The following is a 24,047-nucleotide window of genomic DNA, read 5'->3' on the forward strand; positions in this document are numbered from 1 at the left end:
CGCGCCCGGCATCGAGCGTACCGGCGGATTCCGCGGGTCAGTGCGTCCGAGTCACCGGCTGCGGCCCCTCCGCGATCATCCGGTCGTACTCCTCGCGTTCGCGGATGTTCCGGTCGGTGACGGTGCGGCCGTGACTGGCGATCCACCCTCCGAACCAGATCGGCATCTCGCGCGCGACGATGAACGCGATGATCGCGTACGGGTCGAGCCAGCGTTCGCGGATGAACTGCGCGGCCTCGGACGGGGTGAAGTTCCACGCCTGGACCGTGAGCAGCGCGCCGCCGATGTAGGCGAAGTAGACGATCACCCCGACCGCGAGCCCGAACACCGCCCAGGTCCACCACGCGGACCGGTTGAGGATGGCGGCCAGCAGGGCGAAGCCGAGGAGGAAGAGGACCACCGGGACCCAGAACACCGCCTGACCGGTGAACTGGACGAAGATGCGCCCCGCGTCGGCCGAGCCGTGCTGGCCGAGGATCACGAGGTACGACGCGCCCGCGTAGAGCGCCGCGAACGCGACCGTCGCGATGAGCCCGACGAGCACGCCGAACCCGCGGTTTCCCCGCTCGCGCGGCGGTGCCGGTGCCTGGACGTAGACGGTCTGCGGCGCGGGCGGCGCGGGCGGGGCTGGTGCGGTCGGCGTCGCCTCCTCGGCCATGGGCGGCACGAACGTCTCCCGCCGCACCTCATCGGCACGGACCGGTTCGGGGTGCTCCTCGGCGTCGGCCTCCGCGGCGGTCTCGGCCGCAACCGCGGTCTCGGCCGGCACCGCGGTCTCGTCCTCGACCGGAGGATGCTCCGTCCGAGCCCGCTCGACCGCGGCATCCAGTTCGGAGGGCTCCCGTGCGGAATCCGCCTCCCACGCGGTGTCGGCCGGGACGTCTCGTCCGGTGTCGTGCGCGTCGGCATCGGCGGGCGAGGCTGCGAGGGGCTCAGTTCCTGCCGGCGCATCCGCCTCGTCGGCGGGCTTGGCCTCGGGCCGCCCGGGCGCGGTGCCCGTCTCGGGCTCCGGCTCGGTGCCCGCGCCGGCATCCGTGGTTGCGTCGTGGCCCGCGTCGCCGTCGACCTGGTCGCGGTCCGGCTCGGATCCGGGAGTCGTGCTGCTCATCGTCCGCTCCTTCCGGGCGGGAGCGACCGCCCGTGGTGCGGCTCACACTAGCAACGCACCCGGACGCCGCCGGGAGGCGCGCGGAACGCCGTGTCGGCGCTCAGCCGCCGAGGACCGCCGTGACGATGTCGAGCGTGTACCCGCTCACGGCCGGTCCGTCCCACCGGGTGGCGATCCAGATGCCGTCGCGCAGGAAGTGCGACTCGCCGGCGAGTCCGAAGTTCCCTTCCCATTCGGCGATGCACCGGGTGCCGCCAAGTTCCTCGTAGCACTCCATGCCCGCGTTCTGGAACGCTGCGACGGTCGACTCGGCCTGCCCACCGTCGAGGCTCGCGATGCTCGTGACGAGCCCGTCGCGACCGTCGCCGCCGTCCGGCGGCAGCCAGGCGCACGTGGCCTGCGACGTCTCCTGGAGGATCGGCAACGCGCCGGCGTCATCCGTGCCGAAGAGCGCCGGGGCGCCGTCGGCGGTCGACCACTCGGGGTTCAGCACGTAGTCGGGGGCGAACTCCGCCGACCAGTCGAACGTGTAGATCGCGGTGCAGTCCTCGGGGATGCGCTCGTCGCGCACGGGCTCGGGGGTCGGCACGACGACCGGCGCGGGCGCGGCATCCGTCGCCGGAGACGGTCGGGACGCCGTCTCGGCGACGGGCGCGGCGGGCGCGGGCGCCATGAGCACGCCGACCAGTGCGACCGCGGCGACGACCAGCACGATCACGGCGGTCGCGAGCCACGTGGACGGGCGGCGGAAGACGGGGACGTCGTCGGGCATGTGAACTCCGGATCGCGGATCGGGGAGGGAGGCGACCGGCGAGATACTAGCGGCCCGACCTGAGTGCCGTCATCAGCCCGTTCGGAGACGGCACCGCCCCGAACGACGAGAACGGGCCCCGGATCGCTCCGGGGCCCGTCGACGGGTGAGGGCGGCGCCGAGGCGCCGCCCTCACGCCGGTCAGCTGTAGTTGCCGGGGGTGAAGTCGTCGCTCGAGAACGAGTCGAAGTCGACGAAGCTGAGGTCGCCCTCCTTGAACGACGCGTCGTCGGAGAAGATGCGGTTCGGGTAGCGCTCCGCCTTCGCCTCCTCCGTCGCCTCGACCGAGACGCTGCGGTACTTGCCGAGGCCGGTACCCGCAGGGATCAGCTTTCCGATGATCACGTTCTCCTTGAGCCCGACGAGCGGGTCGGACTTGCCCTCCATGGCGGCCTGCGTGAGCACGCGGGTCGTCTCCTGGAAGGACGCGGCCGACAGCCACGACTCGGTCGCGAGCGAGGCCTTGGTGATGCCCATGACCTCCTGACGCGCCGACGCCGTCTTCCGGCCCTCGGTGAGCGCGCCCCGGTTGATCTCGTTGTACCGCGAACGGTCGACGAGCTCGCCCGGCAGCAGGTCCGTGTCGCCGTGGTCGACCACGGTGACCTTGCGGAGCATCTGGCGCACGATGACCTCGATGTGCTTGTCGTGGATCGGCACGCCCTGCGAGCGGTACACGTCCTGTACGCCGTTGACGAGGTGCTTCTGCACCTCGCGCACGCCCTTGACCCGGAGGACCTCCTTCGGGTCGACCGTGCCGACGATCAGCTGCTGGCCGAGTTCGACGTGCTGGCCGTCCTCGACGAGCAGCGTCGAACGCTTGAGCACGTTGTACGCGATCGGCTCGTCGCCGTTGTCGGGCGTGAGGATGACCTTGCGCTGCTTCTCGGTCTCGTCGATCGTGATGCGGCCGGGGGCCTCGACGATGGGCGACGCACCCTTGGGGGTGCGGGCCTCGAAGAGCTCCTGCACGCGGGGAAGACCCTGCGTGATGTCGTCGGCCGAGGCCGAACCACCGGTGTGGAAGGTACGCATGGTCAGCTGCGTGCCGGGCTCGCCGATCGACTGGGCCGCGATGATGCCGACGGCCTCGCCGATGTCGACGAGCTTGCCGGTCGCGAGCGAACGGCCGTAGCACTTCGCGCAGACGCCGACGGCCGACTCGCAGGTGAGCACCGAGCGGACCTTGATCGACTCGACGCCGGCGCCGACGAGCTTGTCGATGAGCACGTCGCCCACGTCCTCGCCCGCCTCGGCGACGACCTCGCCCTTGGCGTCCACGGCGTCGGTCGCGAGCGAACGCGCGAACACCGAGTTCTCGACGTTCGGGTCGCGCACGAGCGCACCGGTCGAGTCGACCGCGGCGATCGGCAGCTCGAGGCCCTTCGACGTGCCGCAGTCGTCCTCGCGGATGATGACGTCCTGCGAGACGTCGACCAGACGACGCGTGAGGTAGCCCGAGTCGGCCGTACGGAGCGCCGTGTCGGCCAGGCCCTTGCGGGCACCGTGCGTGGCGATGAAGTACTCGGCCACCGACAGCCCCTCGCGGTACGAGGAGATGATCGGACGCGGGATGATCTCGCCCTTCGGGTTGTTCACGAGGCCTCGCATGCCGGCGATGTTGCGCACCTGCAGCCAGTTACCACGCGCACCCGAGGTCACCATGCGGTTGATGGTGTTGTCCTGGTCTGCGGCGAACTCCTCCTGCATGGCCTTCGCGACCTCGTCGGTCGCCTTGGTCCAGATCTGGATGAGCTCCTGACGACGCTCGAGGTCGGTCGTGAGACCCTTCTCGAACTGCGACTGGACCTTCGCGGCCTGCTTCTCGTACTTCGACACGATCTCGCGCTTCTGCGGGAGCTGGACGATGTCGGAGAGCGCGACGGTCACGCCCGACCGGGTCGCCCAACGGAAGCCGGCGTCCTTGATGCGGTCGAGCGTCGCGGCCACCTCGGTCTTCGGGTAGCGCTCGGCGAGGTCGTTGACGATCTGCGAGATCTGCGACTTGCCGGCCTGCGCGTTGAAGTACGGGTAGTCCGCGGGCAGCGCCTCGTTGAAGATGGCGCGACCCAGGGTCGTCTCCATCAGGAACGGCTTGCCGGCCTCGAAGCCCTCGGGCTCCTGGCCCTCCGCGAAGCGGATGCCCTCGAGGCGAATCTTGACCTGCGCGCCGAGGTCGAGCGCGAGCTCGCCCGGACGGTTCTGGTCGAACGCGAGGATCGCCTCGGCGATCGACGAGAACGCACGGCCCTCACCTGCGGCGCCGGCCTTCTCGGTCGTCAGGTGGTGCAGGCCGATGATCATGTCCTGCGAGGGCAGGGTCACCGGGCGGCCGTCCGACGGCTTGAGGATGTTGTTCGACGCCAGCATGAGGATGCGGGCCTCGGCCTGCGCCTCGACCGACAGGGGCAGGTGGACGGCCATCTGGTCGCCGTCGAAGTCCGCGTTGAACGCGGCGCAGACGAGCGGGTGGAGCTGGATGGCCTTGCCCTCGACGAGCTGCGGCTCGAACGCCTGGATGCCGAGGCGGTGCAGCGTGGGCGCACGGTTCAGCAGCACGGGGCGCTCGCGGATGATCTCCTCGAGCACGTCCCACACCTGCGGGCGCGAACGCTCGACCATGCGCTTGGCGGCCTTGATGTTCTGCGCGTGGCTCAGGTCGATGAGGCGCTTGATGACGAACGGCTTGAACAGCTCGAGTGCCATCTGCTTGGGCAGGCCGCACTGGTGGAGCTTGAGCTGCGGACCCACGACGATGACCGAACGGCCCGAGTAGTCCACGCGCTTGCCGAGCAGGTTCTGGCGGAACCGACCCTGCTTGCCCTTGAGCATGTCGCTCAGGGACTTGAGGGCGCGGTTGCCGGTGCCGGTCACCGGGCGACCACGACGGCCGTTGTCGAACAGCGCGTCGACGGCCTCCTGCAGCATCCGCTTCTCGTTGTTCACGATGATCTCGGGAGCACCGAGGTCGAGGAGGCGACGGAGGCGGTTGTTGCGGTTGATCACGCGACGGTAGAGGTCGTTGAGGTCGGAGGTCGCGAAGCGACCGCCGTCGAGCTGCACCATCGGGCGCAGCTCCGGCGGGATCACCGGAACCACGTCGAGCACCATCGCGGCCGGCGAGCTGCCGGTCGTGAGGAACGAGCTGACGACCCGGAGGCGCTTGATGGCGCGGATCTTCTTCTGGCCCTTGCCCTCGGCGATCTGCAGGCGGAGGTCGTCCGCCTCGGCAGCCAGGTCGAAGGCCTCGAGGCGCTTCTTGATGGCCTCGGCGCCCATGTAGGCCTCGAAGTACATGCCGAAGCGGTCCTGGAGCTCCTGGAAGACCGAGTCCTCGGGCTTCAGGTCGCCGACCTTCAGCGTGCGGAAGTCCTCCCAGACCCGCTCGAGGTGCGCGATCTGCTCGTCGCCCGACTTGCGGACGCCGGCCATCTCCTTGTCGGCGGCGGCCTCGGCGCGCTTGCGCTGGTCGGCCTTGGCGCCCTCGGCCTCGAGTGCCGCGAGCTCCTCCTCCTTGCGGGTCATGAGCTCGGCGATGCGCGCGTCGCGGGCGTCGCCGATGGCCTTGATCTCGAGGCGGAGCTCGTTCTCGAGGCCCGGCATGTCCTGGTGGCGGCCGTCCTCGTCCACGTCGATGACCATGTACGCGGCGAAGTAGATGACCTTCTCGAGGTCCTTCGGCGCCATGTCGAGCAGGTACCCGAGGCGCGAGGGCACGCCCTTGAAGTACCAGATGTGCGTCACCGGGGCGGCGAGCTCGATGTGACCCATCCGCTCGCGGCGGACCGAGGACTTGGTGACCTCGACACCGCACCGCTCGCAGACGATGCCCTTGAAGCGCACGCGCTTGTACTTGCCGCACGCGCACTCCCAGTCGCGGCTGGGTCCGAAGATCTGCTCGCCGAAGAGCCCGTCCTTCTCGGGCTTCAGCGTGCGGTAGTTGATGGTCTCGGGCTTCTTGACCTCGCCGTAGGACCACTTGCGGATGTCCTCGGCGGTCGCCAGGCCGATACGGAGCTCATCGAACGTCGTTGCGTCGAGCAATTTCTCTCCTAGATTCCTGAAGTCGTTCTCGTATGCCTGGCGAATCAGATCTCGTCGATGTTCGACGACTCGAAGCGCGCGGAGATGTTGATGCCGAGCTCCTCCGCTGCGCGGAAGGCCTCGTCATCGGTGTCGCGGAGACTGACCGCGGTGCCGTCGGCCGAGAGCACCTCGACGTTCAGGCACAGGGACTGCATCTCCTTCATGAGCACCTTGAAGGACTCGGGGATGCCGGGCTCCTGGATGTTCTCGCCCTTGACGATGGCCTCGTACACCTTGACGCGGCCGAGGATGTCGTCGGACTTGATCGTGAGGAGCTCCTGGAGCGCGTATGCGGCGCCGTAGGCCTCGAGGGCCCACACCTCCATCTCGCCGAAGCGCTGGCCGCCGAACTGCGCCTTTCCACCGAGCGGCTGCTGGGTGATCATCGAGTACGGGCCCGTCGAACGCGCGTGGATCTTGTCGTCGACGAGGTGGTGCAGCTTCAGGATGTACATGTAGCCGACCGAGACCGGGTACGGGAACGGCTCGCCCGAGCGGCCGTCGAAGAGCTGCGTCTTGCCGGTCGAGTCGATGAGGCGCTCGCCGTCGCGGTTGGGGAGCGTCGAGTCGAGCAGACCCGCGATCTCCTCCTCGAGGGCACCGTCGAACACGGGCGTGGCGACCTTGGTGCCGGGCTCGGCCTCGCGGGCGACCTCGGGCAGGCGGGCGGCCCACGCGGGCGTGCCCTCGACCTTCCAGCCCTGCTTGGCGACCCACCCGAGGTGGGTCTCGAGCACCTGGCCGAAGTTCATCCGGCCCGGGATGCCGAGCGGGTTGAGCACGACGTCGACGGGGGTGCCGTCCGCGAGGAACGGCATGTCCTCGACGGGCAGGATCTTCGAGATGACGCCCTTGTTGCCGTGGCGGCCGGCGAGCTTGTCGCCCTCGGTGATCTTGCGCTTCTGGGCGATGTAGACGACCACGCGCTGGTTGACGCCGGAGCCGAGCTCGTCGTCGCCGTCCTGTGCGTCGAACACCTTGACGCCGATGATCGTGCCCTGCTCGCCGTGGGGGACCTTCAGGGAGGTGTCGCGGACCTCGCGGCTCTTCTCGTTGAAGATCGCGCGGAGCAGGCGCTCCTCGGCCGAGAGCTCGGTCTCGCCCTTGGGCGTGACCTTGCCGACGAGGATGTCGCCGGGGCGGACCTCGGCGCCGATGCGGATGATGCCGCGCTCGTCGAGGTCGGCCAGCAGGTCGGGGCTGACGTTGGGGAGGTCGCGGGTGATCTCCTCCTTGCCGAGCTTGGTGTCGCGGGCGTCGACCTCGTACTCCTCGATGTGGATCGAGGAGAGGACGTCGTCCTTGACCAGGTTCTGGCTGAGGATGATCGCGTCCTCGAAGTTGTGCCCCTCCCACGGCATGAACGCCACGAGGAGGTTCTTGCCGAGTGCGAGCTCGCCGTTGTCGGTCGCGGGGCCGTCGGCGATGATCTCGCCGGCCTCGACGCGGTCTCCGGCCGAGACGACGACGCGGTTGTTGTACGACGTGCCCTGGTTCGAGCGGTCGAACTTGCGCAGGTAGTAGGTCTGCGTGCCGCCCTCGTCGAGCTGCAGCGTCACGGCGTCGGCCGAGACCTCGGCGACGACACCCGCCTTGTCGGCGGTGATGACGTCGCCGGCGTCGATCGCGGCGTAGCCCTCCATGCCGGTTCCGACGAACGGCGAGTCGCTGCGCAGCAGCGGCACCGCCTGACGCTGCATGTTCGCGCCCATGAGGGCGCGGTTGGCGTCGTCGTGCTCGAGGAACGGGATGAGTGAGGTCGCGACCGAGACCATCTGGCGCGGCGAGACGTCCATGTAGCCGATCTCGTCGGCGGGGAACAGGTCGACCTCGCCGCCGGGCTTGCGCGCGAGGACGCGGTCCTCGGTGAAGTGGCCGTCGGCCTTGAGCGGAGCGTTCGCCTGGGCGACGATGTGCTCGTTCTCCTCCATCGCCGTGAGGTAGTCGATGCGGTCGGTGACCTTGCCGTTCTCGACGCGGCGGTACGGCGTCTCGATGAAGCCGAAGGAGTTGATGCGCGCGAACGACGCGAGCGAGCCGATGAGGCCGATGTTCGGGCCTTCCGGCGTCTCGATCGGGCACATGCGGCCGTAGTGCGAGGGGTGCACGTCGCGGACCTCGACGCCCGCGCGGTCGCGCGAGAGGCCGCCGGGGCCGAGCGCCGACAGGCGGCGCTTGTGGGTGAGCCCGGCCAGCGGGTTGTTCTGGTCCATGAACTGCGAGAGCTGCGAGGTTCCGAAGAACTCCTTGATCGCGGCGACGACGGGGCGCACGTTGATCAGGGTCTGCGGCGTGATCGCCTCGATGTCCTGGGTGGTCATGCGCTCGCGGACGACGCGCTCCATGCGCGAGAGACCGGTGCGGACCTGGTTCTGGATCAGTTCGCCGACGGCGCGGATGCGACGGTTGCCGAAGTTGTCGATGTCGTCGACGTCGAGGCGGATCTCGACCGCCTTGCCGCCGCGGCGACCCGGGAGGGTCGCGCGGTCCTCGTGCAGGGCGACGAGGTACTTGATCGTGGCGACGATGTCCTGGACGGTCAGGACCGAGTCGGTGAGCGGGGCCTCGAGGCCGAGCTTGTTGTTGATCTTGTACCGGCCGACCTTGGCGAGGTCGTAGCGCTTGGGGTTGAAGTAGAAGTTGTCCAGGAGCGCGCGCGCGGCCTCGGCGGCGACCTGCTCGCCCGGACGGAGCTTGCGGTAGATGTCCTTGAGGGCTTCTTCCTTCGTGAGGATGTTGTCCTTCTCGAGCGTGAGCGCGATCGACTCGTAGCCGGCGAACTCCTCGAGGATCTCCTCGCTGGTCAGGCCGAGGGCCTTCAGGAAGACGGTGACCGACTGCTTGCGCTTGCGGTCGATGCGCACGCCGACCTGGTCGCGCTTGTCGATCTCGAACTCGAGCCAGGCACCGCGGCTCGGGATGACGCGGGCCGAGTAGATGTCCTTGTCGGAGGTCTTGTCGGGCGTGCGCTCGAAGTAGACGCCGGGGGAACGCACGAGCTGCGAGACGACGACGCGCTCAGTGCCGTTGATGACGAAGGTGCCCTTGGGGGTCATGAGCGGGAAGTCGCCCATGAAGACCGTCTGGGTCTTGATCTCACCCGTGAGGTGGTTCATGAACTCCGCGTTGACGTACAGCGGAGCGGAGTAGGTCTTGCCCTTCTCCTTGCACTCGTCGATCGTGTACTTCTCGGGCTCGAGCTCGGGGTTCGAGAACGAGAGCTGCATGGTCTCGCCGAGGTCCTCGATGGGCGAGATCTCCTCGAAGATCTCCTCCAGGCCGGTGGCCTCGGGCAGGTCCTGCCGGCCGGTCTCGATGGCATCCTCGACGCGTGCCCGCCAGGCCTCGTTGCCGACGAGCCAGTCGAAGCTCTCGGTCTGGAGGGCGAGCAGATCGGGTACGGTGAGGGTGTCGGTGACCTTCGCGAACGAGAGGCGGCTTGCACCGCGTCCGTTCTTGGGGGTGGGCGTCGATGCGTTGCGCGCAGCAGCCAAGGAAATGACCTCCATAGCCCCGTGCGGGGCAGGTTCACTGTCGGTGGTGGTGGAGTTGACCCCTCAGACATGGTGATGTGCCGGAGAATCCGACACATGGAGCCGACCGCAATATGAAGGCAGAGTGGGTCTGGGAGCGCAAAGGTCAAGCATAGAGCGGATGCCGCGCCGTGTCCAGTTCGTTTCTTGATTTGTCGCTCCCTCTCAGGTATAACCCGCGCGTCCGTCGCGGTTCGCCCTTCCGGGCGCCGTCGGCGCCCGGCCCATGGGGATGGCTGCCCATGGATGCCGCCCGCGCGATCCCGCTACCGTGACCTCTCGGATACGAAGAGGGAGGCCCCCATGAGCGACGTCGTGGTCAGCTACAGCCGGTTGTCGAGGCTCGACCGGAAGCTGCGCGCCATCACGGCCGAGCTCGAGGGAGCGGCCACGCGCGCCGACGTGCTCGAGGGCGCGATCGGCGACCCGTTCGGGCGGAACGAGCTGCGCGAGGCCGTGGAGGACTTCGAGGACCGCTGGAACAACCGTCGCAAGAACCTCGCAGCGGATGTCGCGAACGTGCAGGAGCACGTGCACGGCGTCCTCGAGGGCTTCCGCGCCTGGGACCGCGAGACCGCGGCCGGGTTCGAGGCGGACTGACCGCCCGAACCCGAGCGCCCGCCGCCCGCGTCCCACCTGACCCGACCCACCCGGAGGACTCGAACATGCACCCGACCTCACCGCGCGGCCGTGCCATCCGTCACCTGCACGGCGATGCGTCGACGATCGTCTCGCGCGGCGACCAGATCGAGCGACTCGGCGACGACATGATCGAATCCGCCGCGCTGCTGCGCGACATCGCCGACGGCGCGGCGGGCCAGCGGGGGCTCGCGATGGACGAGCTGCGCGAGGTGGTCGGCGAGGTGCACGTCGAGCTCCGCCGCGCCGGCGAGATGTACCGGCCGACGGGTCCGGTCGTGCGCGACTACGGCACCGCCGTCGCAGAGATCAAGCCGCGCCTCGACACCCGCGCCGACGCGTGCGAGGAACTCTGGCAGGACTACCTCCGCGCACCCGGGTATCGCGAGGGCGAGCGCCCGTCGTTCCTCACGGCCGTCGACGCCGACGGCTCGGAGGCCGCCGACCAGCGCGCCCTGGACCGCGGCAAGGAAGCCGCCTACGACGACTGGCTCGCCGAGGCGCAGGCGTTCGACCGCGAGTACGACACGTGGGAGGACGCGTTCGAGCATGCCGCGCGCAACGTCGGCGACGTGCTCGACGGCCGGATCGAGGACGGCTTCTGGGACCGCGTCGACGGGTTCGTCGCCGGAGCGCTCGAAGTGCTCAAGGTCGTCGGCATCGCCCTGTTCATCGCGTCGATCATCGTCGGCGGCCCGCTCGTCGCAGCGCTCTCCGCGATCGTCGCCGTCGCGACCCTCGTGCTCACCGTGTACCAGAAGGCGCGCGGCGACACCGGCTGGAAGGAGGTGATCCTGGCGGGCATCGCGGTGATCCCCTTCGGCAGTCTCGGCAAACTCGGCTCGCGCGGGTTCGCCGACGGCGTGCTCGGCGGGCTGGTCACGAGAGCCGGGCGCAGCGCCATCCGCTCGGAGGTCGGGGCCGTCTTCGGCTCGGGCAGCGCCGCCTTCCGATTCACGGGCTCGGGCGTCGAGGCCCTCCGCAACGGGTTCTCCCACGCGGTCCGCAACCACGGCACCGACGGTCGTCTCGTGGATTCGCTCGCGCGGTTCTTCACGGGCAAGGCCTCGGGCGCGCTCGCGTCGGGCAAGCCGGCCGACATCGTGGTCTCGACGCTCTGGACCCACCTCGGCCGGATCAACACGGGGCTGTCGTGGGGCACCGGTCAGGGCCTCTGGAGCCGGGCGTACGACGGCGTCGTCGGTACCGGTCGATAGGCTCGCCTGATGACCGAGAGCCTGCGCGAGGCCCTGGGCGCAGCCCGCGACCCCGAGTTCACGATGATGCTGCCCGAGGGCTGGTCGCGCCTCGGAGCCGACGAGGAATCGCGCGACCGCCTGCTCGCCGACGTGCGCGCACGGCTGCTCGCCGCGCACCGGCCCGACCTGTGGGCGGCCGCCAGGTCGTCGATCGCGAACGCGTTCGAGTCGCTGCGGCGCGCGGGCGGCATCGCCGTCATGATGCAGACCTCGAGCGGCGACGGCGTGCCGTTCGTCCCGGCGTCGGTGACGGCGTCGATCCAGACCGGGCCCGACGGCACGACGCTCGACGAGTTCGTCTCCGGCCTCATCTCGCGCGGAGCGACGCCGCTCGGCGACGACAAGCGCTTCATCCGGCTCGAGGAGCGCGAGATGCGCGTCGAGGACGGCGTACGTCTCGGCGTGACGACTGTCCGCTACCTGACGCCCGTTCCCGGGAGCCGGCGCCACCGGGCGCTGCTGCTGACGGCGGTGCTCCCCCACGAACCCGACACTCCGGAAGACGACCCGCTGCTGGTCTCGACGCGATTCACGATCGACGCCCACGTCGCGACGCTGCGGTGGCTGCCCCCGGCCGAGGGGCGTCGCGCATGAGCGGCGACCGGCTGTTCGCAGAGGTCGCCGACCGGTGGGTCGAGATCCCGGCGGGACTCGCCGACTCCTCGACGACTCCCGGGGGCGAGACGGACCGCACCGCATGGCTCCGGGCGGCGTCGGAGCAGGTGCGCGCGCTCGGTGCCGCATGGCCGGATGACACGACCGAACTCGTGCCGACGCTCCTCGAGCACGCCCTCGCCGAGCGCGGCGACGAGCACCTGGTGCTGACGTACTGGCCCGAGGCCGTGCCGATGCCCGCGACCGTGCGGGTCGCGGTGCTCGCCTCGCCCGGGCGCTCGGCCGTCGCCGCCGAACTGCGCGCGAACCCGTCGGCGCACATCGAGCACGTCGACGGCGCGCGCCTCGGCCCCGGCGTCGAGTGGGTGCACGGCGGTGCCCTCCCGGAGCAGCCGGGCGAGCAGCTCATCGGCACGCAGACCTGCTTCACCGATGACGACACGATGGTGCTCGTGACCCTCGAACCGACCCTTCCGCCCCTGCTGCCGCACGTGATCGACGCGGTGCGCGAGCTGGCGCGCACCCTCGAACGCGTGCGCGACGATCGGCCCTGGGTCGCGCTCGCGCTCCCGGAGGACGTCGCCACGCGGGCCGACGTCGAAGCGTGGCAGGCGGCGGAGCCCGAGGCGTGACCCGGGTCCCGAGCGCAGCGGACTGGGTCCGGACGCTGCCACGCGGTGCCCGCGTGGATTGGGACGAACTCGAGGCGCACGTGCTGCGCGAGCACCCGGCGGCGCTGCGGGAGCTCGGTCCGGCGGCCGCGGGCGTGCGAACGGCCGGACGCGGCATCCGCTTCGCGCTGGGTGCGGGCATCGTGGCGGCGACGCTCATCGCGGTGCCGCTGCTCGCGGCGCCGCTCGTCGGGCTCGCGGTGCTCGTGGGCGATCCGTGGGGCATCCGCGACGTCGACGGCCGCTTCGCGATCCCGTTCGCGGGCGCGTCGCTCGTGATCGCCGGCGTCGTCGCCTCGGTCCTGCTCGTGCGCGCGGCGCGGGGGCGCCCGGACTCGGGCGGGATCGGCGCGATCACGGCCCTGCTCGGCGTGCTCATCGCGATCGGCACCGCGCTCGTGGGCGCCCGGCAGGACGTTCCCGGCTGGGCGGCGTGGACCGTGCTCGCGCTGGTCGTCGCCGGGCTCGGCGCTGCGGTGACGGTGCGCTCGCGCCGCGCGGTGCCGCCGGCGGACGGGCGCGGCGCGCCCGCGGCCGCGCCCGGACCCGCGCCGGTCGCCGGTCGGTCGGATGCGGGAGACGACCTCGACCGGCGGGCCCGGCTGGATGCCGCGATCTCGTCGATCCCGGCCGATGCGCGCGAGCACCTGCTCGCCGATCGTCGCCGTGCGATCGAATGGCTGCGCCTCCAGGGCACGATCTCGCCGGACGTCGCGGCGCGGGCGCTGCGCGCCCCGCTGGGCAGGTCGTCGACCGCGGTCTGAGCCCGTGGGACGATGAGGGCGTGCCGCCGCGCATCGAGCTCGAACGCGACGTCCTGTCCGCATCGGGGTGGACGCTGCTCGTCGACGGAACCGTGCAGTCCCACGTCGACCCGGCGGATCCGACCCGGCTGTTCTTCGAGTACGTGCGGCGCATCGGCCACGTGGTCGACGCGATGGCCGATCCGGGCGCGCCCATGCGCGTGCTCCACCTCGGCGGCGGCGCGATGACCCTCGCCCGGTACGTCGCCGCGACGCGTCCCGGTTCCCCGCAGACCGTGGTGGACGCCGACGCCCGGCTGGTCGAACTCGTCGCGGAGCGCCTGCCGCTCGCCGGCGACTCCGAGGTCGAGGTCGTCGTCGCCGACGCACGCGACGCCGTGGGCGAGCTCGACGGTTCGCGACGCTTCGACCTCGTGGTCGTCGACCTCTACGCCGGCCTCGAGGCCCCGCCGTTCGTCGACGATCCGGCCTTCCTCGCCGCGTGCCTCGGCCGGCTCGGTCCGGAGGGGCTCCTCGCGGTCAACGTCGTGCATGCCGCGGGCGGCCCGCGCCTCGGGGCCGGGGCCGCCGCGCTCTCCCGCGCCGACGCGTCCGTCGCGATCGCGTTCGCGGGCCCGCCCGGGGTCCTCGCGGGAACCGAGGAGGGCAACGCGGTTATCGTCGCCGGGCGCCGGATCCCGGAGCGCGTGCTCGAACGACTCCGCGGATCCGGGCCGTTCCCGGTGGAGGTCCGCACGCCGGCCGCGGCACCCGCACGACGGCCGGCCGGGTAGCGTGGCATCCGTGCCCGATCTCGAACGACGCCTCGCCGCGAGCGGGCACCTAGCCCGGCTCGAGGAGTCGCGGACCCGTCCCGGCTCCTGGACCCTGACGATCGACGGCACGCCGCAGTCGCACGTCGACCTCGAGCAGCCCGAGTGGCTCGGCTTCGAGTACGTGCGGCGCATCGGCCACGCGATCGACCTCGTCCGAGAGGAGGGGCGGCCGATCACGGCGCTCCACCTCGGCGGCGGCGCCTTCACGCTGCCCCGCTACGTGATCTCGACGCGGCCAGGCTCGCGCCAGCAGGTCGTCGAGCTCGAGTCCGACCTCGTCGACCTGGTCCGTGAGCACCTGCCGTTCCCGCGCGGCGCGCAGGTGCGCGTGCGGCACGGCGACGCGCGCGAGGTGCTCGCGAAGCTGCCCGCGGGGCTCGACGGCGCGGTCGACATCGCGGTCGTCGACATCTTCTCGGGCGCGCGCACGCCCGCGCACGTCACGAGCGCCGAGTTCCACGGGCTCATCTCGCCGCGGCTCGCCCCTGGCGGCATCGTCGCCGTCAACGTCGCCGACGGTGCCGGGCTCGCGTTCGCCCGCTCGCAGGCGGCGACCCTCGCCCACGTGTACGCGCACGTGGCGATCGCCGCCGACACGGGCATGCTCAAGGGCCGCCGGTTCGGCAACGTCGTCATGTACGCCTCGCACGACCCGTTGCCGTTCGGCGGCATGCCGCGCCGCCTCGCGAGCGACCCGGCGCCCGCGAAACTCGTCGAGGGCGACGAACTGGTGCGGTTCATCGCGGGCGCGCCGATCGTGACGGACGCCACGGCCGTGCCCTCGCCGCCGCCCGCGCGCTCGGTGTTCCTCTCCAAGCCCTGACGGCCGCCGGGCGGCACGTCACGCGTGGCGGAACCGGACCTCCTGGCCCGGCCGCACCTGCGCCAGCCGGTCGAGCGACGCCGGGTCGACGATGGCGACGACCGGGTACCCGCCGGTCACGGGCCGATCCGCGAGCAGCACGGTCGGCACACCGGCCCCGGTCACCTGGATCGCCCCGGCGACGGTCGGCTCGCTCACGAGCTCGCGGGTGATGCGTCGCTCCAGGCTCGGCCCCTCGAGCCGCGCGCCGACCCGGTCGGCCGACGCCGAGACGCGCCAGCGCGACTCGTGCAGGCTCGCGAGCGCGGCATCCGTCACCCAGTCCGCACGGGGCCCGGGCAGCAGCCCGAGCGCGACCGGCCCAGCGGGCGGCGGGTACGCCGCGTCGTCGTCGAGCAGGGGGACGGATGCCGCGGGCTCGGCGCCGACGGCCAGCACGCGCCCGGCGACGACCGGCTCAGGGCCGAGCCCGGAGAGGGTGTCGCGACTGCGCGAACCGAGCACGGCGGGCTCGTCGACACCGCCGCGGACCGCGACGAGGTAGCGCAGGCCGCGTTCGGCGGTGCCGATCTCGACCGGCTCGCCCGCACGGGCGCGGACGGCGCGGTAGGCGCCCACCCGGCGTCCGCCGGCGAGCACGGGGCCGAAGGCGCCGGTGACCGCGAACCACAGGTCGGCGTCGGGCGTGAACGCGAGCCCGCCGAGCACGACCTCGAACCCGGCCGCACCGTCGGGGTTGCCGACGAGTCGGTTGGCGAGCGCGAGCGCGCCACGGTCGAGGGCTCCGGAGGTCGCGACGCCGAGGTGGGCGAATCCCGGGCGGCCGAGGTCCTGGACGAGCACAGCGCCGGCAGTCGCGTCCACACGCAGGCGGGTCATCGCGGCGCATCCGGCTCGAACCGCACGCGGCGCCCGGGCACCAGCAGCGCGGGCCGGTCGGCGGTCGCGTCCCAGAGGATCGCCTCGGTGCGGCCGATGAGCTGCCAGCCGCCCGGGCTCTCGCGCGGGTACGCCCCCGAGAACGCGCCGGCGAGGCCGACGGCGCCTGCCGGGACGCGGGTGCGGGCGACGTCGAGTCGCGGCACGTCGAACGGCCAGTCCTCGGCGACGAGGTAGCCGAAGCCGGGCGCGAACCCGATGAACGCGACGCGCCAGCGGGCCGACGTGTGCCGGGCCACCAGGTGCTCGGCGCTCACGTCGAGGGTTGCGGCGAGCGCGTGCAGGTCGTCGCCGCGATAGTCGACGGCGAGCACGACCTCATCTCCGTCGGGCCCCGCATCGGTTCCTGCGGCGTCGAACGCGCGGCCGGCGGCATCCGCCCCGACCTCGCGCGCGACGCGGCGCACCCAGTTCGCCGCGCTCTCGAGCGGCAGCACGTCGGGATCGAGGGCGACGAGCAGCGTGCGCGCGGCCGGGACGAGTTCGACGAGCCCCTCGGGCGCCGTCCGGACGAGTGCGTCGTGCAGTGCGAGCACGGCGGGCAGGTCGTCGCATTCGACGAGGAGCGCCGACCGCCCCGACGGCAGCAGGTGTGGAGGCGAGCCGGTCATGCGAACGACCGGACATCGTGGCCCGCCCGATCGAGTGCCGCGCGGACGGCACGCGCGAGGTCGACCGCGCCCGGGGTGTCCCCGTGCAGGCACAGCGAGTCCGGCCGGAGGTCGACCCGCGTGCCGTCGACGGCGGCGATGCCGCCGGTCTCGACGAGTTCGAGCGCGCGATCGGCTGCCCGCCCGGCGTCGTGCACGAGCGCGTCGGGGTGGTCGCGCGGGACGAGCCGGCCGTCGGCGAGGTACCCCCGGTCGATGAACGCCTCCCTGGCGTAGCGGATGCCGCCGGCCGCCGCTGCACGTTCGAGCTCGCCCGACGGCGGCCCGAGCACGACGAGACCGGAGGCGCCTGCGGTGAGCGCATCGATCACGCTCGCCGCGGCGGCCGCGTCGGCGGCGAGCCGGTGGTAGAGCGCACCGTGCGCCTTGACGTAGCGCACGTGCGTGCCCGCCGCCCGGGCGATCGCCTCGAGTGCACCGACCTGGTAGAGCACCTCGGCCGCGAGCTCGTCGGCGGCGACGTCGAGCGCGCGACGGCCGAAGCCGGCGAGATCGCGGTAGCCGGGGTGGGCGCCGAGCGCGACCCCGTGACGGACCGCGCGGTCGGCGCTCGCCCGCATCGCGCGCGGGTCGCCGGCGTGGAACCCGCACGCGACGTTCGCGCTGGAGACGAGCGCGAACATCGCCGCGTCGTCGCCGAGCCGCCACGCCCCGAAGGACTCGCCGAGGTCGGCGTTCAGGTCGATCCCACGCTGCATCCCCCCATTCTGTCGCGCGCCGGGGTCGGGCAGACTGGTCGGAGGAGGTCGGCATGCGCTCGCGGGCACGGAGGATCAGGGTCGTCGCGGCTGCGGCGGCCGCGATGATCGTGGCGCCGCTCGCGGCCTGCGCCGGCCCGGAAGCGGATGGCCCGGTCGTGAATCCGCCCTCGACCTCGGCGACCCCGCCGCCGTCGCCGGGCGCATCCGTGCCGCCGCCCGCCCTCCGCCCGGCCGGCGGACCCGAGACGCTCGCGACCGGACTCGACGCACCGTGGTCGATCCTTCGCGTGCCGGGCGGCGGCGTGCTCGTGAGCGAACGAGACGCCGGTCGCATCGTCGAGGTGCTGCCCGGCGGCAGCCTTCGGGAGGTGGCCGTGCTGCCGGACGTCGTACCCGGCGGCGAGGGCGGGCTGCTCGGGCTCGCGTTCGTTCCCGGCGACGGCGACGCCGAGGCATCCGTCCTCGCGTACTTCTCGACCCGGGAGGACAACCGCATCGTGCGCATGACGCTCACCGGCGACCCCGGCTCGCTCTCGCTCGGCACGCCTCGCGTGGTCCTCGAGGGCATCCCGCGCGGCGGGCGGCACAACGGGGGGCGGCTGGCAGTCGGCCCCGACGGCTGGGTGTACGCGACCACGGGCGACGCGGGGCAGGTCGCGCTCTCGCAGGATCCGGCCTCGCTCGCGGGGAAGATCCTGCGGATGACGCCGGACGGCGAGCCGGCGCCCGGCAACCCGTTCGGCACGCTCGTGTGGAGTCTCGGGCACCGCAACCCGCAGGGCATCGCGTGGGATGCCGCGGGCGGCATGTGGGCGTCGGAGTTCGGGCAGAGCACGTGGGACGAACTCAACCGGATCGAGCCCGGCGGCAACTACGGCTGGCCCGAGGTCGAGGGCCGCGCCGACGATCCGCGGTTCCTCGACCCGGCCGTGCAGTGGCCGACCTCGGAGGCGAGCCCGAGCGGGCTCGCGGTCGTCGGCGACACGATCGTGCTCGCGGCGCTCCGCGGCGAGCGCCTGTGGTTCGCCTCCCCCGCACTCACGTCGCCGACCGAGGTGGAGGACGCGTTCGCGGGCGAACACGGCCGGTTCCGCGACGTGGTCCCCGGGCCGGACGGCGACCTCTGGGCGATCACGGGCAACACCGACGGGCGCGGGATGCCGCGCGAGGGCGACGACCGGCTCGTGAGCGTGCCGCTGACCACCGGGCGCTGACCCCCGGGCGCTGACCCCCGTTCGGGGCACGAACCGGACTCGGCCGAACCGCTTCGGAGGGGACTATCCTCGGTCCCATGGCGGATCTCGGGAGGGTTCGGGTCTGGGCCGACGCGCTCATCGCCCTGCACCTGGACCCGGCCGTGTGGACGTTCGCGTTCGACAACGCCAAGAAGCGCGCGGGCCTGTGCAACTACACCGCGCACCGCATCTCGGTCTCGCGGTACCTCGCCGCGCGCTACGACGACGACGAGATCCACCAGATCCTGCTGCACGAGGTCGCGCACGCCATGGCGGGCCCGCGTGCGGGCCACGGCCCGAGATGGGCGCGCATCGCGGCCGAGATCGGCTACGTCGGCCGGCGCACGCACGACGGCGCGGTCGCGGACGAGCTCGCCCCGTGGGTCGGACGCTGCCCGGCCGGCCACGAGCACTACCGCTACCGCGAACCCGCGCGGCCGCTCAGCTGCGGCCTCTGCCGACGAGGGTTCGACCGGCGGAACCTGATCGAGTGGCGTCGGAGGGAGATCACCGCGGCGATGCGCCGCGCAGCGGCGAGCGCGGCCGCGGGGTGAGCCGCTAGGTTGGTGCGGTGCCCGTCTCGACCGTCTCGATCCCCGTCGGCCAGTGGTTCACCGACGACAGCGGCCGGTGGTGGTTCGACTCCGGTTCGTTCGCGCTCGACTTCGCCTACACCGGGGGTGTGCCCGTCGCCGCGGCGCCCGAGCGCCTCCACTCGCCCGACGACCTGACCGGGTGGATGCGCGAGCGCTTCCCCATGCCGGTCGTGCCCGCGCGCTCGCGCGACCTCTTCGACGCGACCGCGCTGCGCGACGCGATCGCACGCCTCGCACTTGCGGCGGGCCGGGGCGGGCGGCCCGCCCCGGCCGACATCGACGTCGTGAACCTGTACGCGGCGACGCCCGACATCCCCCCGGCCCTCCCGGGCGGCTCGCGGCAGGCCGGACGCTCGGTGCTCTCGGTGGGCCAGTCGCTCTCGACCATCGCGCGCGACGCGGTCGACTGCTTCGGCGAGGCGAACCACGGCCGGGTGCGCATCTGCGCGGGCGGGTGCGGGATCGTCTACCTCGACACGTCGCGTGCCGCGAGCCGCCGCTGGTGCACCATGCAACGGTGCGGCAACCGCGCGAAGGTCCGCGCGCACCGCGCCCGCAAGGCCGGGAAGGCCGCGAACGCGGTGAAGGCCCCGCTCAGCGCGGCGTGAGCACCCGCGCCGTCGCGGTGGCATCGTGCTGCGCCGCCCGGCGGAGCGCCGCGGGATCGACGCCCGCCGACGCGGCTTCGCGACCCTCGACCGACGCGGTCGCCAGGTGCGCCACGGCACGGCGGAGGCCGGCGAAGGCCGCACACGCGACCGCGGCCTCGGGCGACGTGTCGTCGATGCCGAGTCCGGTCAACGCGTCGACCACGGCGCCGGCCGCGAGCACGTCGTCCGCCGCGAACCCGGCGTCCGCGCGGCCCGCGGCGACGATCGCGACGTACGCGCGCCGACCGAGGCGTTCCTGCTCGTCGAGGATCCACGCCGCGACCGCGGCGGCGTCGGCCAGTCCCGCCTCGACGACCCTCGGAGCGAGCACGAGCACGTCCGCGGGAATTGCCGGGCCGGAGGCATCCGCTCGCGTCTGATCGGCCCACACGAGCACGTCGGCACCCTCGGCGACGCGTCGCGCGCCGTCGACGCCGACATCGAACCGGACCTGGTACCGCTGCTGCGCGGCCGGTGCCGCGGGGCTCTGCTCGCTCACCGCGTCAGGTTACGCGAGACCGCGCGCCCGCCCCACTCGTAGGGTGGATGCATGACCTCGCATGTCGACGCCCGACCCGTCACGATCATCACGGGCGGCGGCCGCGGCATCGGCCGCGCCATCGCCGAACGGCTCGCGGCCGACGGCCACGACCTGCTGCTGACCTACCGCGAGCGGGCAGGCGACGTCGAGGCCGTGGCGAGCGGATGCCGCGACGCGGGCGCCCGCGTCGAGATCCTGCAGTTCGACCTCGCCGACCTCGACGCGGCGGCGGAGGTCGTGCCCGAGGCCGTGCGCCGATTCGGGCGGGTCACCGGGCTCGTGAACAACGCGGGCATCACGGGCCTCATCGGGCCGTTCCTCGACGGGTCGATCGAGGAGTCCGAGCTCGTGTTCCGCATCAACGTGCTCGCGCCCATGGTCCTGTGCCGCTCGGCGATCGCGCACATGGCGACCGACCGCGGCGGGCAGGGCGGGGCGATCGTGAACATCTCCTCGGGCGCGGCCACGCACGGCGCAGCGAACACCTACATCCCCTACGCGGCGAGCAAGGCCGCCCTGAACACGATGTCGATGGGGCTCGCGAAGGAGTTCGGCCCCGTCGGCGTGCGCGTGAACACCGTCTCCCCCGGCACGACCCGCACCGAGATCCACGCCGCCGCCGGCCGCCCGAACGCGCCCGACGAACGCGCCGGGAACATCCCGATGCGCCGCCCCGGCGAGCCGCACGAGATCGCCGGCGCGGTCGCCTACCTGCTCTCGCCCGACGCGTCGTACACCTCGGGGGCCGACATCCTCGTCACGGGCGGCAAGTAGTCGGTTCGGGCCCCTCGCGGCGCATCACCCCCCGCGGTGCAGGGCCGCGAAGTGGGCGAGCGCCTCGGCGTCGGTCGCGCGTGCGGCGGCGCGACGCGCCGCGTCGAGGGCTGCGACCGGGTCGGACTCGCGCCGCGCGATGCCGAGCTGGCGTTCGGCCTCGGCGAGCCGGGTCCGGGCGTCGGCGCCCGCGAAGCTCCGCGCCCGTTCGAGGGCGAGCCCGGCGACGCGGATCTGGCTCTCGGCGATCGCGATCGCACCGGGCAGGGCGCCGCGCGCGCCCGCGAGCCGGTCGTCGGCACGCCGCGCGCCCGCGCGCGCGACCTCGAGCCGGTCGCGTGCGGCGCGAAGGCGGTCGCGGTCGGCGAACGGGTTCACCGAACGCCCGCCGCGTCCCACGAGCACGGGCGAGAGTTCGCCGATCGCCGCGGCGAGCACCGATGCGGCGTCCGGATCGACGGCGGCGTCGCGCTCGCGGCGCGCGTCGACGAGTTCCGCGTCGAGCCGCGCCGCCTCGGCCGACGCGTCGTCGTCGGCGCGCGCGAGGTCGAGTTCGACGTGCTCGACCGAGGCGAGTTCGGCATCGGCACGACCGAGCGCGTGCTCGGCGCGGCCGAGGAGGTCGGCGATCGGAGCGCCCGGCCGCTCCCCGAGCCGCCGTTCCGCCTCCGCGAGCGCCGAGTGCGCACTGTCGAGGTCGTGCACCGCGCGCCGCAGCGCGCCCCCGGCCCCGGCGAGCGCCGACGCGTCGAACCGGGTGGCGAGCCGGTCCAGCATCGACGCGGCATCCGTCGCCCGGGCCCGCAGCCGATCCGCACGTTCGCGCAGTGCCGGGGCGTCCTCCGCTGCACCCCGCTCGGCGGCCCGCCGCGACGACACCGACGCGGACGCCTCCGCGACCGCGCGCTCCGCGGACTCGCACAGCGACGCGATCCGCTCGCTCCACGAGCGCCGCTCGGCCGCGGTGTCGGGTTCGGCATCGTCGAGGCGCTGCTGCAGCAGGAACGCCTCGCGGAGCCACCCGCGTGCCCGATCGACCGACCCGGCGAGCGCGCGCGCCGCCTCCGGCCCGAACTGCGCCTCGGCGAACCGCACCTCGTCCGCGGCGTCGCGCACCGCTTCGTCGGCCCGCACGAGACGGGCCTTGGCGTCCGTCTCGATCGCGACGACGGCGCGCGCATCCCGCGCCTCGCGGCGCGCACCGAGCCGGCGCAGCCCGACGATGCCCGCCGCGAGGGCGATCGCGGTCGCACCGAACACGACGAGGGAGGGCAGCCAGCCGAGGGCGTCGGGCATGCCCGGGAGCCTAGCGCCCGCCGCCGGGCGCGGCGTGAATCCGCGTGGAACGCTTGGCCGTGGCATCCGTCGCCCCTAGGGTCGGGTCATGCGGGTGCTGCTGAAGCTGACCCTCGACTGCGATGCGGATGCCGCGTGGCGGGCGATCCGCAGCCCGGCCGTGCTGCGCGAGGTCGTCGCGCCGTGGCTCGACTTCGAGTCCCTCGAGGCCGAGGGCTTCCCGGCGACCTGGCCCGAGGGGCGGCACCGGATGCGTGCGCTCGCGTTCGGCCTCGCGCCGAGCGGCGAGGAGGCGGTCGACATCTCCTACCCCGGCGGGCTGCCGCCTGGGGTGCGGTTGCTGCGCGATTCCGGGGGCGCGATCACGGGGCCGCTGTCGGCGTTCCGGGCGTGGGATCACCGGATGGCGGTCTCGCCGCTTCCGGACGGGCGCACGCTGTACCGCGACCGGTTGCGCGCGAGCGCCGGTGCGCTCGACCTGCTCGCGTGGTACCCCACGTGGGCGTTCTGGCAGTGGCGCGGCATGCGCCTGCGGCAGCTCGCGCCGACGTGGGCGTACGATCCGCCGGGAACAGCGGATGCCGCGCGCGCCGAGCGCTCGGCGCACGCGCAGACCGGGCCGCGATCGTGACCGCGACGCTCGGCGCCCTCCAGGTCGCCGACTGGCGGCGACGCATGTTCGGGCTCTACGCGGGCGTACGCCACCTCAGCGTGCACGACCCGTCGAAGGGGCACGAGCTCTGGCGGTCCGGGCGCGACGAGCTCTTCGCCGGGCATCCGCAGTCGCCGCTGCTGCCCGACGACCGGGCCCGGTTCACCGGCCTCGACGTGGCGCTGTACGACCCCGACTGGCGGTTCGAGCTCGAGGTGCGCCGGCCGGCCGAGCCGCAGCGGATGGTCGTCGACTCGTCGACCGACGGCCCGATCCCGTTCTCGCTCGCCGGAACGGTGCGCATCCCCTACCTCGGCACGCTCGACGTGTGGCGGCTCACCTCGTACGGAGGCGGGCTGTTCCTCCCCGTGAAGGACGGCCTGGCCGGGGCGCCCGGCGGCGCCTACGGCGGCGGCAGGTACGTGCTCGACACGGCGAAGGGCGCCGACCTGGGTTCGGACGGCGACGACAGCCTCGTGGTCGACTTCAACTTCGCGTACAACCCGTCGTGCGCGTACGACGCGTCGTGGTCGTGCCCGCTGGCTCCCGAGGGGAACACCGTTCGCGCCGAGATCCCCGTCGGCGAGCGGATGCCGCGCTGACGCAGCGCCGCCGCGGGTGCGCAAGCGGTGGCGCGCCCGCGCCGGCGCGCGGAGCCGACGCACAGGGGCATCCGCTATGGTGGTCCACGGCGCACGCGAACGAACGCGGCGCCTCGCGTCGTAGACACGCTTTCCGGGCCATGCCCGTCGACTGACTTCATACGGCGAACGGATTCGCCGACCGGCGTCTTCGCCACTGCTCCCACCGTCGGGCCCGGGCCGCGCTGCGCGCCGCCCCGATCCGCGGAGGAACACCCTCCCGAACG

General features: G+C 72.8%; 22 protein-coding genes. 13 read left to right on the top strand and 9 right to left on the bottom strand.

Annotated features, from left to right (window positions below; genetic code table 11):
- Nucleotides 1–37: 37 nt before the first annotated feature.
- The 4 genes from DSM26151_RS11860 to rpoB all read right to left on the bottom strand — a co-directional run bounded on the left by DSM26151_RS11860 (nucleotide 38) and on the right by rpoB (nucleotide 9,499).
- Nucleotides 38–1,108, bottom strand: coding sequence for a hypothetical protein (locus tag DSM26151_RS11860; protein ID WP_234659736.1), 1,071 nt, complete (start codon nucleotides 1,106–1,108; stop codon nucleotides 38–40).
- A gap of 100 nt (nucleotides 1,109–1,208) precedes the next feature.
- On the bottom strand, nucleotides 1,209–1,880 hold the full coding sequence (locus DSM26151_RS11865; RefSeq protein WP_234659737.1) for a hypothetical protein: 672 nt from the start codon (nucleotides 1,878–1,880) through the stop codon (nucleotides 1,209–1,211).
- A 180-nt stretch (nucleotides 1,881–2,060) separates the two neighbouring features.
- Nucleotides 2,061–5,963, bottom strand: a complete 3,903-nt coding sequence (gene rpoC, locus DSM26151_RS11870; protein ID WP_234659738.1) for a DNA-directed RNA polymerase subunit beta' — start codon at nucleotides 5,961–5,963, stop codon at nucleotides 2,061–2,063.
- 44 nt (nucleotides 5,964–6,007) lie between these two features.
- Nucleotides 6,008–9,499, bottom strand: coding sequence for a DNA-directed RNA polymerase subunit beta (gene rpoB / locus DSM26151_RS11875; protein WP_234659739.1), 3,492 nt, complete (start codon nucleotides 9,497–9,499; stop codon nucleotides 6,008–6,010).
- A 342-nt stretch (nucleotides 9,500–9,841) separates the two neighbouring features.
- Between rpoB and DSM26151_RS11880 the strand changes: the two genes are divergently transcribed.
- The 7 genes from DSM26151_RS11880 (at nucleotide 9,842) to DSM26151_RS11910 (ending at nucleotide 15,124) form a co-directional block, all read left to right on the top strand.
- Nucleotides 9,842–10,138, top strand: a complete 297-nt coding sequence (locus DSM26151_RS11880; protein ID WP_234659740.1) for a hypothetical protein — start codon at nucleotides 9,842–9,844, stop codon at nucleotides 10,136–10,138.
- Between the two features lie 65 nt (nucleotides 10,139–10,203).
- Nucleotides 10,204–11,394: a hypothetical protein gene (locus tag DSM26151_RS11885; RefSeq protein ID WP_234659741.1), complete on the top strand. Its 1,191-nt coding sequence runs from the start codon at nucleotides 10,204–10,206 to the stop codon at nucleotides 11,392–11,394.
- Between the two features lie 9 nt (nucleotides 11,395–11,403).
- Nucleotides 11,404–12,030 (top strand): hypothetical protein, encoded by a 627-nt coding sequence (locus DSM26151_RS11890; protein WP_234659742.1) that lies wholly within the window; start codon nucleotides 11,404–11,406, stop codon nucleotides 12,028–12,030.
- The gene (locus DSM26151_RS11895) at nucleotides 12,027–12,683 is read left to right on the top strand and encodes a hypothetical protein (protein WP_234659743.1); all 657 of its coding nucleotides are present in this window, start codon (nucleotides 12,027–12,029) and stop codon (nucleotides 12,681–12,683) included. Before DSM26151_RS11890 ends, DSM26151_RS11895 begins: the two co-directional genes overlap by 4 nt.
- The gene (locus tag DSM26151_RS11900; RefSeq protein WP_234659744.1) at nucleotides 12,680–13,486 is read left to right on the top strand and encodes a hypothetical protein; all 807 of its coding nucleotides are present in this window, start codon (nucleotides 12,680–12,682) and stop codon (nucleotides 13,484–13,486) included. The genes DSM26151_RS11895 and DSM26151_RS11900 overlap by 4 nt, the downstream gene beginning before the upstream one ends.
- 20 nt (nucleotides 13,487–13,506) lie before the next feature.
- Nucleotides 13,507–14,259, top strand: a complete 753-nt coding sequence (locus tag DSM26151_RS11905) for a spermidine synthase (RefSeq protein ID WP_234659745.1) — start codon at nucleotides 13,507–13,509, stop codon at nucleotides 14,257–14,259.
- 1 nt (nucleotide 14,260) lies between these two features.
- Nucleotides 14,261–15,124, top strand: coding sequence for a spermidine synthase (locus tag DSM26151_RS11910; protein ID WP_407650992.1), 864 nt, complete (start codon nucleotides 14,261–14,263; stop codon nucleotides 15,122–15,124).
- Nucleotides 15,125–15,142: 18 nt separating this feature from the next.
- On the opposite strand, the gene DSM26151_RS11915 is transcribed toward DSM26151_RS11910, so the two are convergent.
- From DSM26151_RS11915 to DSM26151_RS11925, 3 genes are read right to left on the bottom strand one after another with little or no spacing between them, the layout of a single operon-like run.
- Entirely contained in the window at nucleotides 15,143–16,003 is an 861-nt protein-coding gene (locus tag DSM26151_RS11915) for a 5-oxoprolinase subunit C family protein (protein WP_234659747.1), read from the bottom strand.
- A complete protein-coding gene (locus DSM26151_RS11920; RefSeq protein ID WP_234659748.1) occupies nucleotides 16,000–16,674 on the bottom strand; it encodes a 5-oxoprolinase subunit B family protein in 675 nt (224 codons plus the stop codon). The genes DSM26151_RS11915 and DSM26151_RS11920 overlap by 4 nt, the downstream gene beginning before the upstream one ends.
- Nucleotides 16,671–17,432 (bottom strand): LamB/YcsF family protein, encoded by a 762-nt coding sequence (locus DSM26151_RS11925; RefSeq protein WP_234659749.1) that lies wholly within the window; start codon nucleotides 17,430–17,432, stop codon nucleotides 16,671–16,673. Before DSM26151_RS11925 ends, DSM26151_RS11920 begins: the two co-directional genes overlap by 4 nt.
- 53 nt (nucleotides 17,433–17,485) lie before the next feature.
- Between DSM26151_RS11925 and DSM26151_RS11930 the strand changes: the two genes are divergently transcribed.
- The 3 genes from DSM26151_RS11930 (at nucleotide 17,486) to DSM26151_RS11940 (ending at nucleotide 19,874) form a co-directional block, all read left to right on the top strand.
- Entirely contained in the window at nucleotides 17,486–18,649 is a 1,164-nt protein-coding gene (locus DSM26151_RS11930; RefSeq protein ID WP_234659750.1) for a PQQ-dependent sugar dehydrogenase, read from the top strand.
- A gap of 77 nt (nucleotides 18,650–18,726) precedes the next feature.
- Entirely contained in the window at nucleotides 18,727–19,224 is a 498-nt protein-coding gene (locus DSM26151_RS11935; protein ID WP_234659751.1) for a SprT-like domain-containing protein, read from the top strand.
- 17 nt (nucleotides 19,225–19,241) lie between these two features.
- The gene (locus tag DSM26151_RS11940) at nucleotides 19,242–19,874 is read left to right on the top strand and encodes a CGNR zinc finger domain-containing protein (RefSeq protein ID WP_234659752.1); all 633 of its coding nucleotides are present in this window, start codon (nucleotides 19,242–19,244) and stop codon (nucleotides 19,872–19,874) included.
- Here the strand turns inward: DSM26151_RS11940 and DSM26151_RS11945 are convergent.
- Entirely contained in the window at nucleotides 19,861–20,415 is a 555-nt protein-coding gene (locus DSM26151_RS11945; protein WP_234659753.1) for a 2-phosphosulfolactate phosphatase, read from the bottom strand. The genes DSM26151_RS11940 and DSM26151_RS11945 overlap by 14 nt on opposite strands.
- Before the next feature lie 51 nt (nucleotides 20,416–20,466).
- On the opposite strand from DSM26151_RS11945, the gene DSM26151_RS11950 reads away from it, so the two are divergent.
- The gene (locus tag DSM26151_RS11950) at nucleotides 20,467–21,231 is read left to right on the top strand and encodes an SDR family NAD(P)-dependent oxidoreductase (RefSeq protein ID WP_234659754.1); all 765 of its coding nucleotides are present in this window, start codon (nucleotides 20,467–20,469) and stop codon (nucleotides 21,229–21,231) included.
- 24 nt (nucleotides 21,232–21,255) lie between these two features.
- On the opposite strand, the gene DSM26151_RS11955 is transcribed toward DSM26151_RS11950, so the two are convergent.
- A complete protein-coding gene (locus DSM26151_RS11955) occupies nucleotides 21,256–22,527 on the bottom strand; it encodes a hypothetical protein (RefSeq protein WP_234659755.1) in 1,272 nt (423 codons plus the stop codon).
- A gap of 88 nt (nucleotides 22,528–22,615) precedes the next feature.
- Between DSM26151_RS11955 and DSM26151_RS11960 the strand changes: the two genes are divergently transcribed.
- Both DSM26151_RS11960 and DSM26151_RS11965 read left to right on the top strand, forming a co-directional pair.
- Complete coding sequence (locus DSM26151_RS11960; protein WP_234659756.1) at nucleotides 22,616–23,158, top strand: hypothetical protein; 543 nt, start codon at nucleotides 22,616–22,618, stop codon at nucleotides 23,156–23,158.
- Between the two features lie 44 nt (nucleotides 23,159–23,202).
- Nucleotides 23,203–23,781: a DUF1684 domain-containing protein gene (locus tag DSM26151_RS11965; RefSeq protein WP_407651042.1), complete on the top strand. Its 579-nt coding sequence runs from the start codon at nucleotides 23,203–23,205 to the stop codon at nucleotides 23,779–23,781.
- Nucleotides 23,782–24,047: the final 266 nt, after the last annotated feature.

The sequence above is a fragment of the Agromyces marinus genome (assembly GCF_021442325.1).
Classification (GTDB): domain Bacteria; phylum Actinomycetota; class Actinomycetes; order Actinomycetales; family Microbacteriaceae; genus Agromyces; species Agromyces marinus.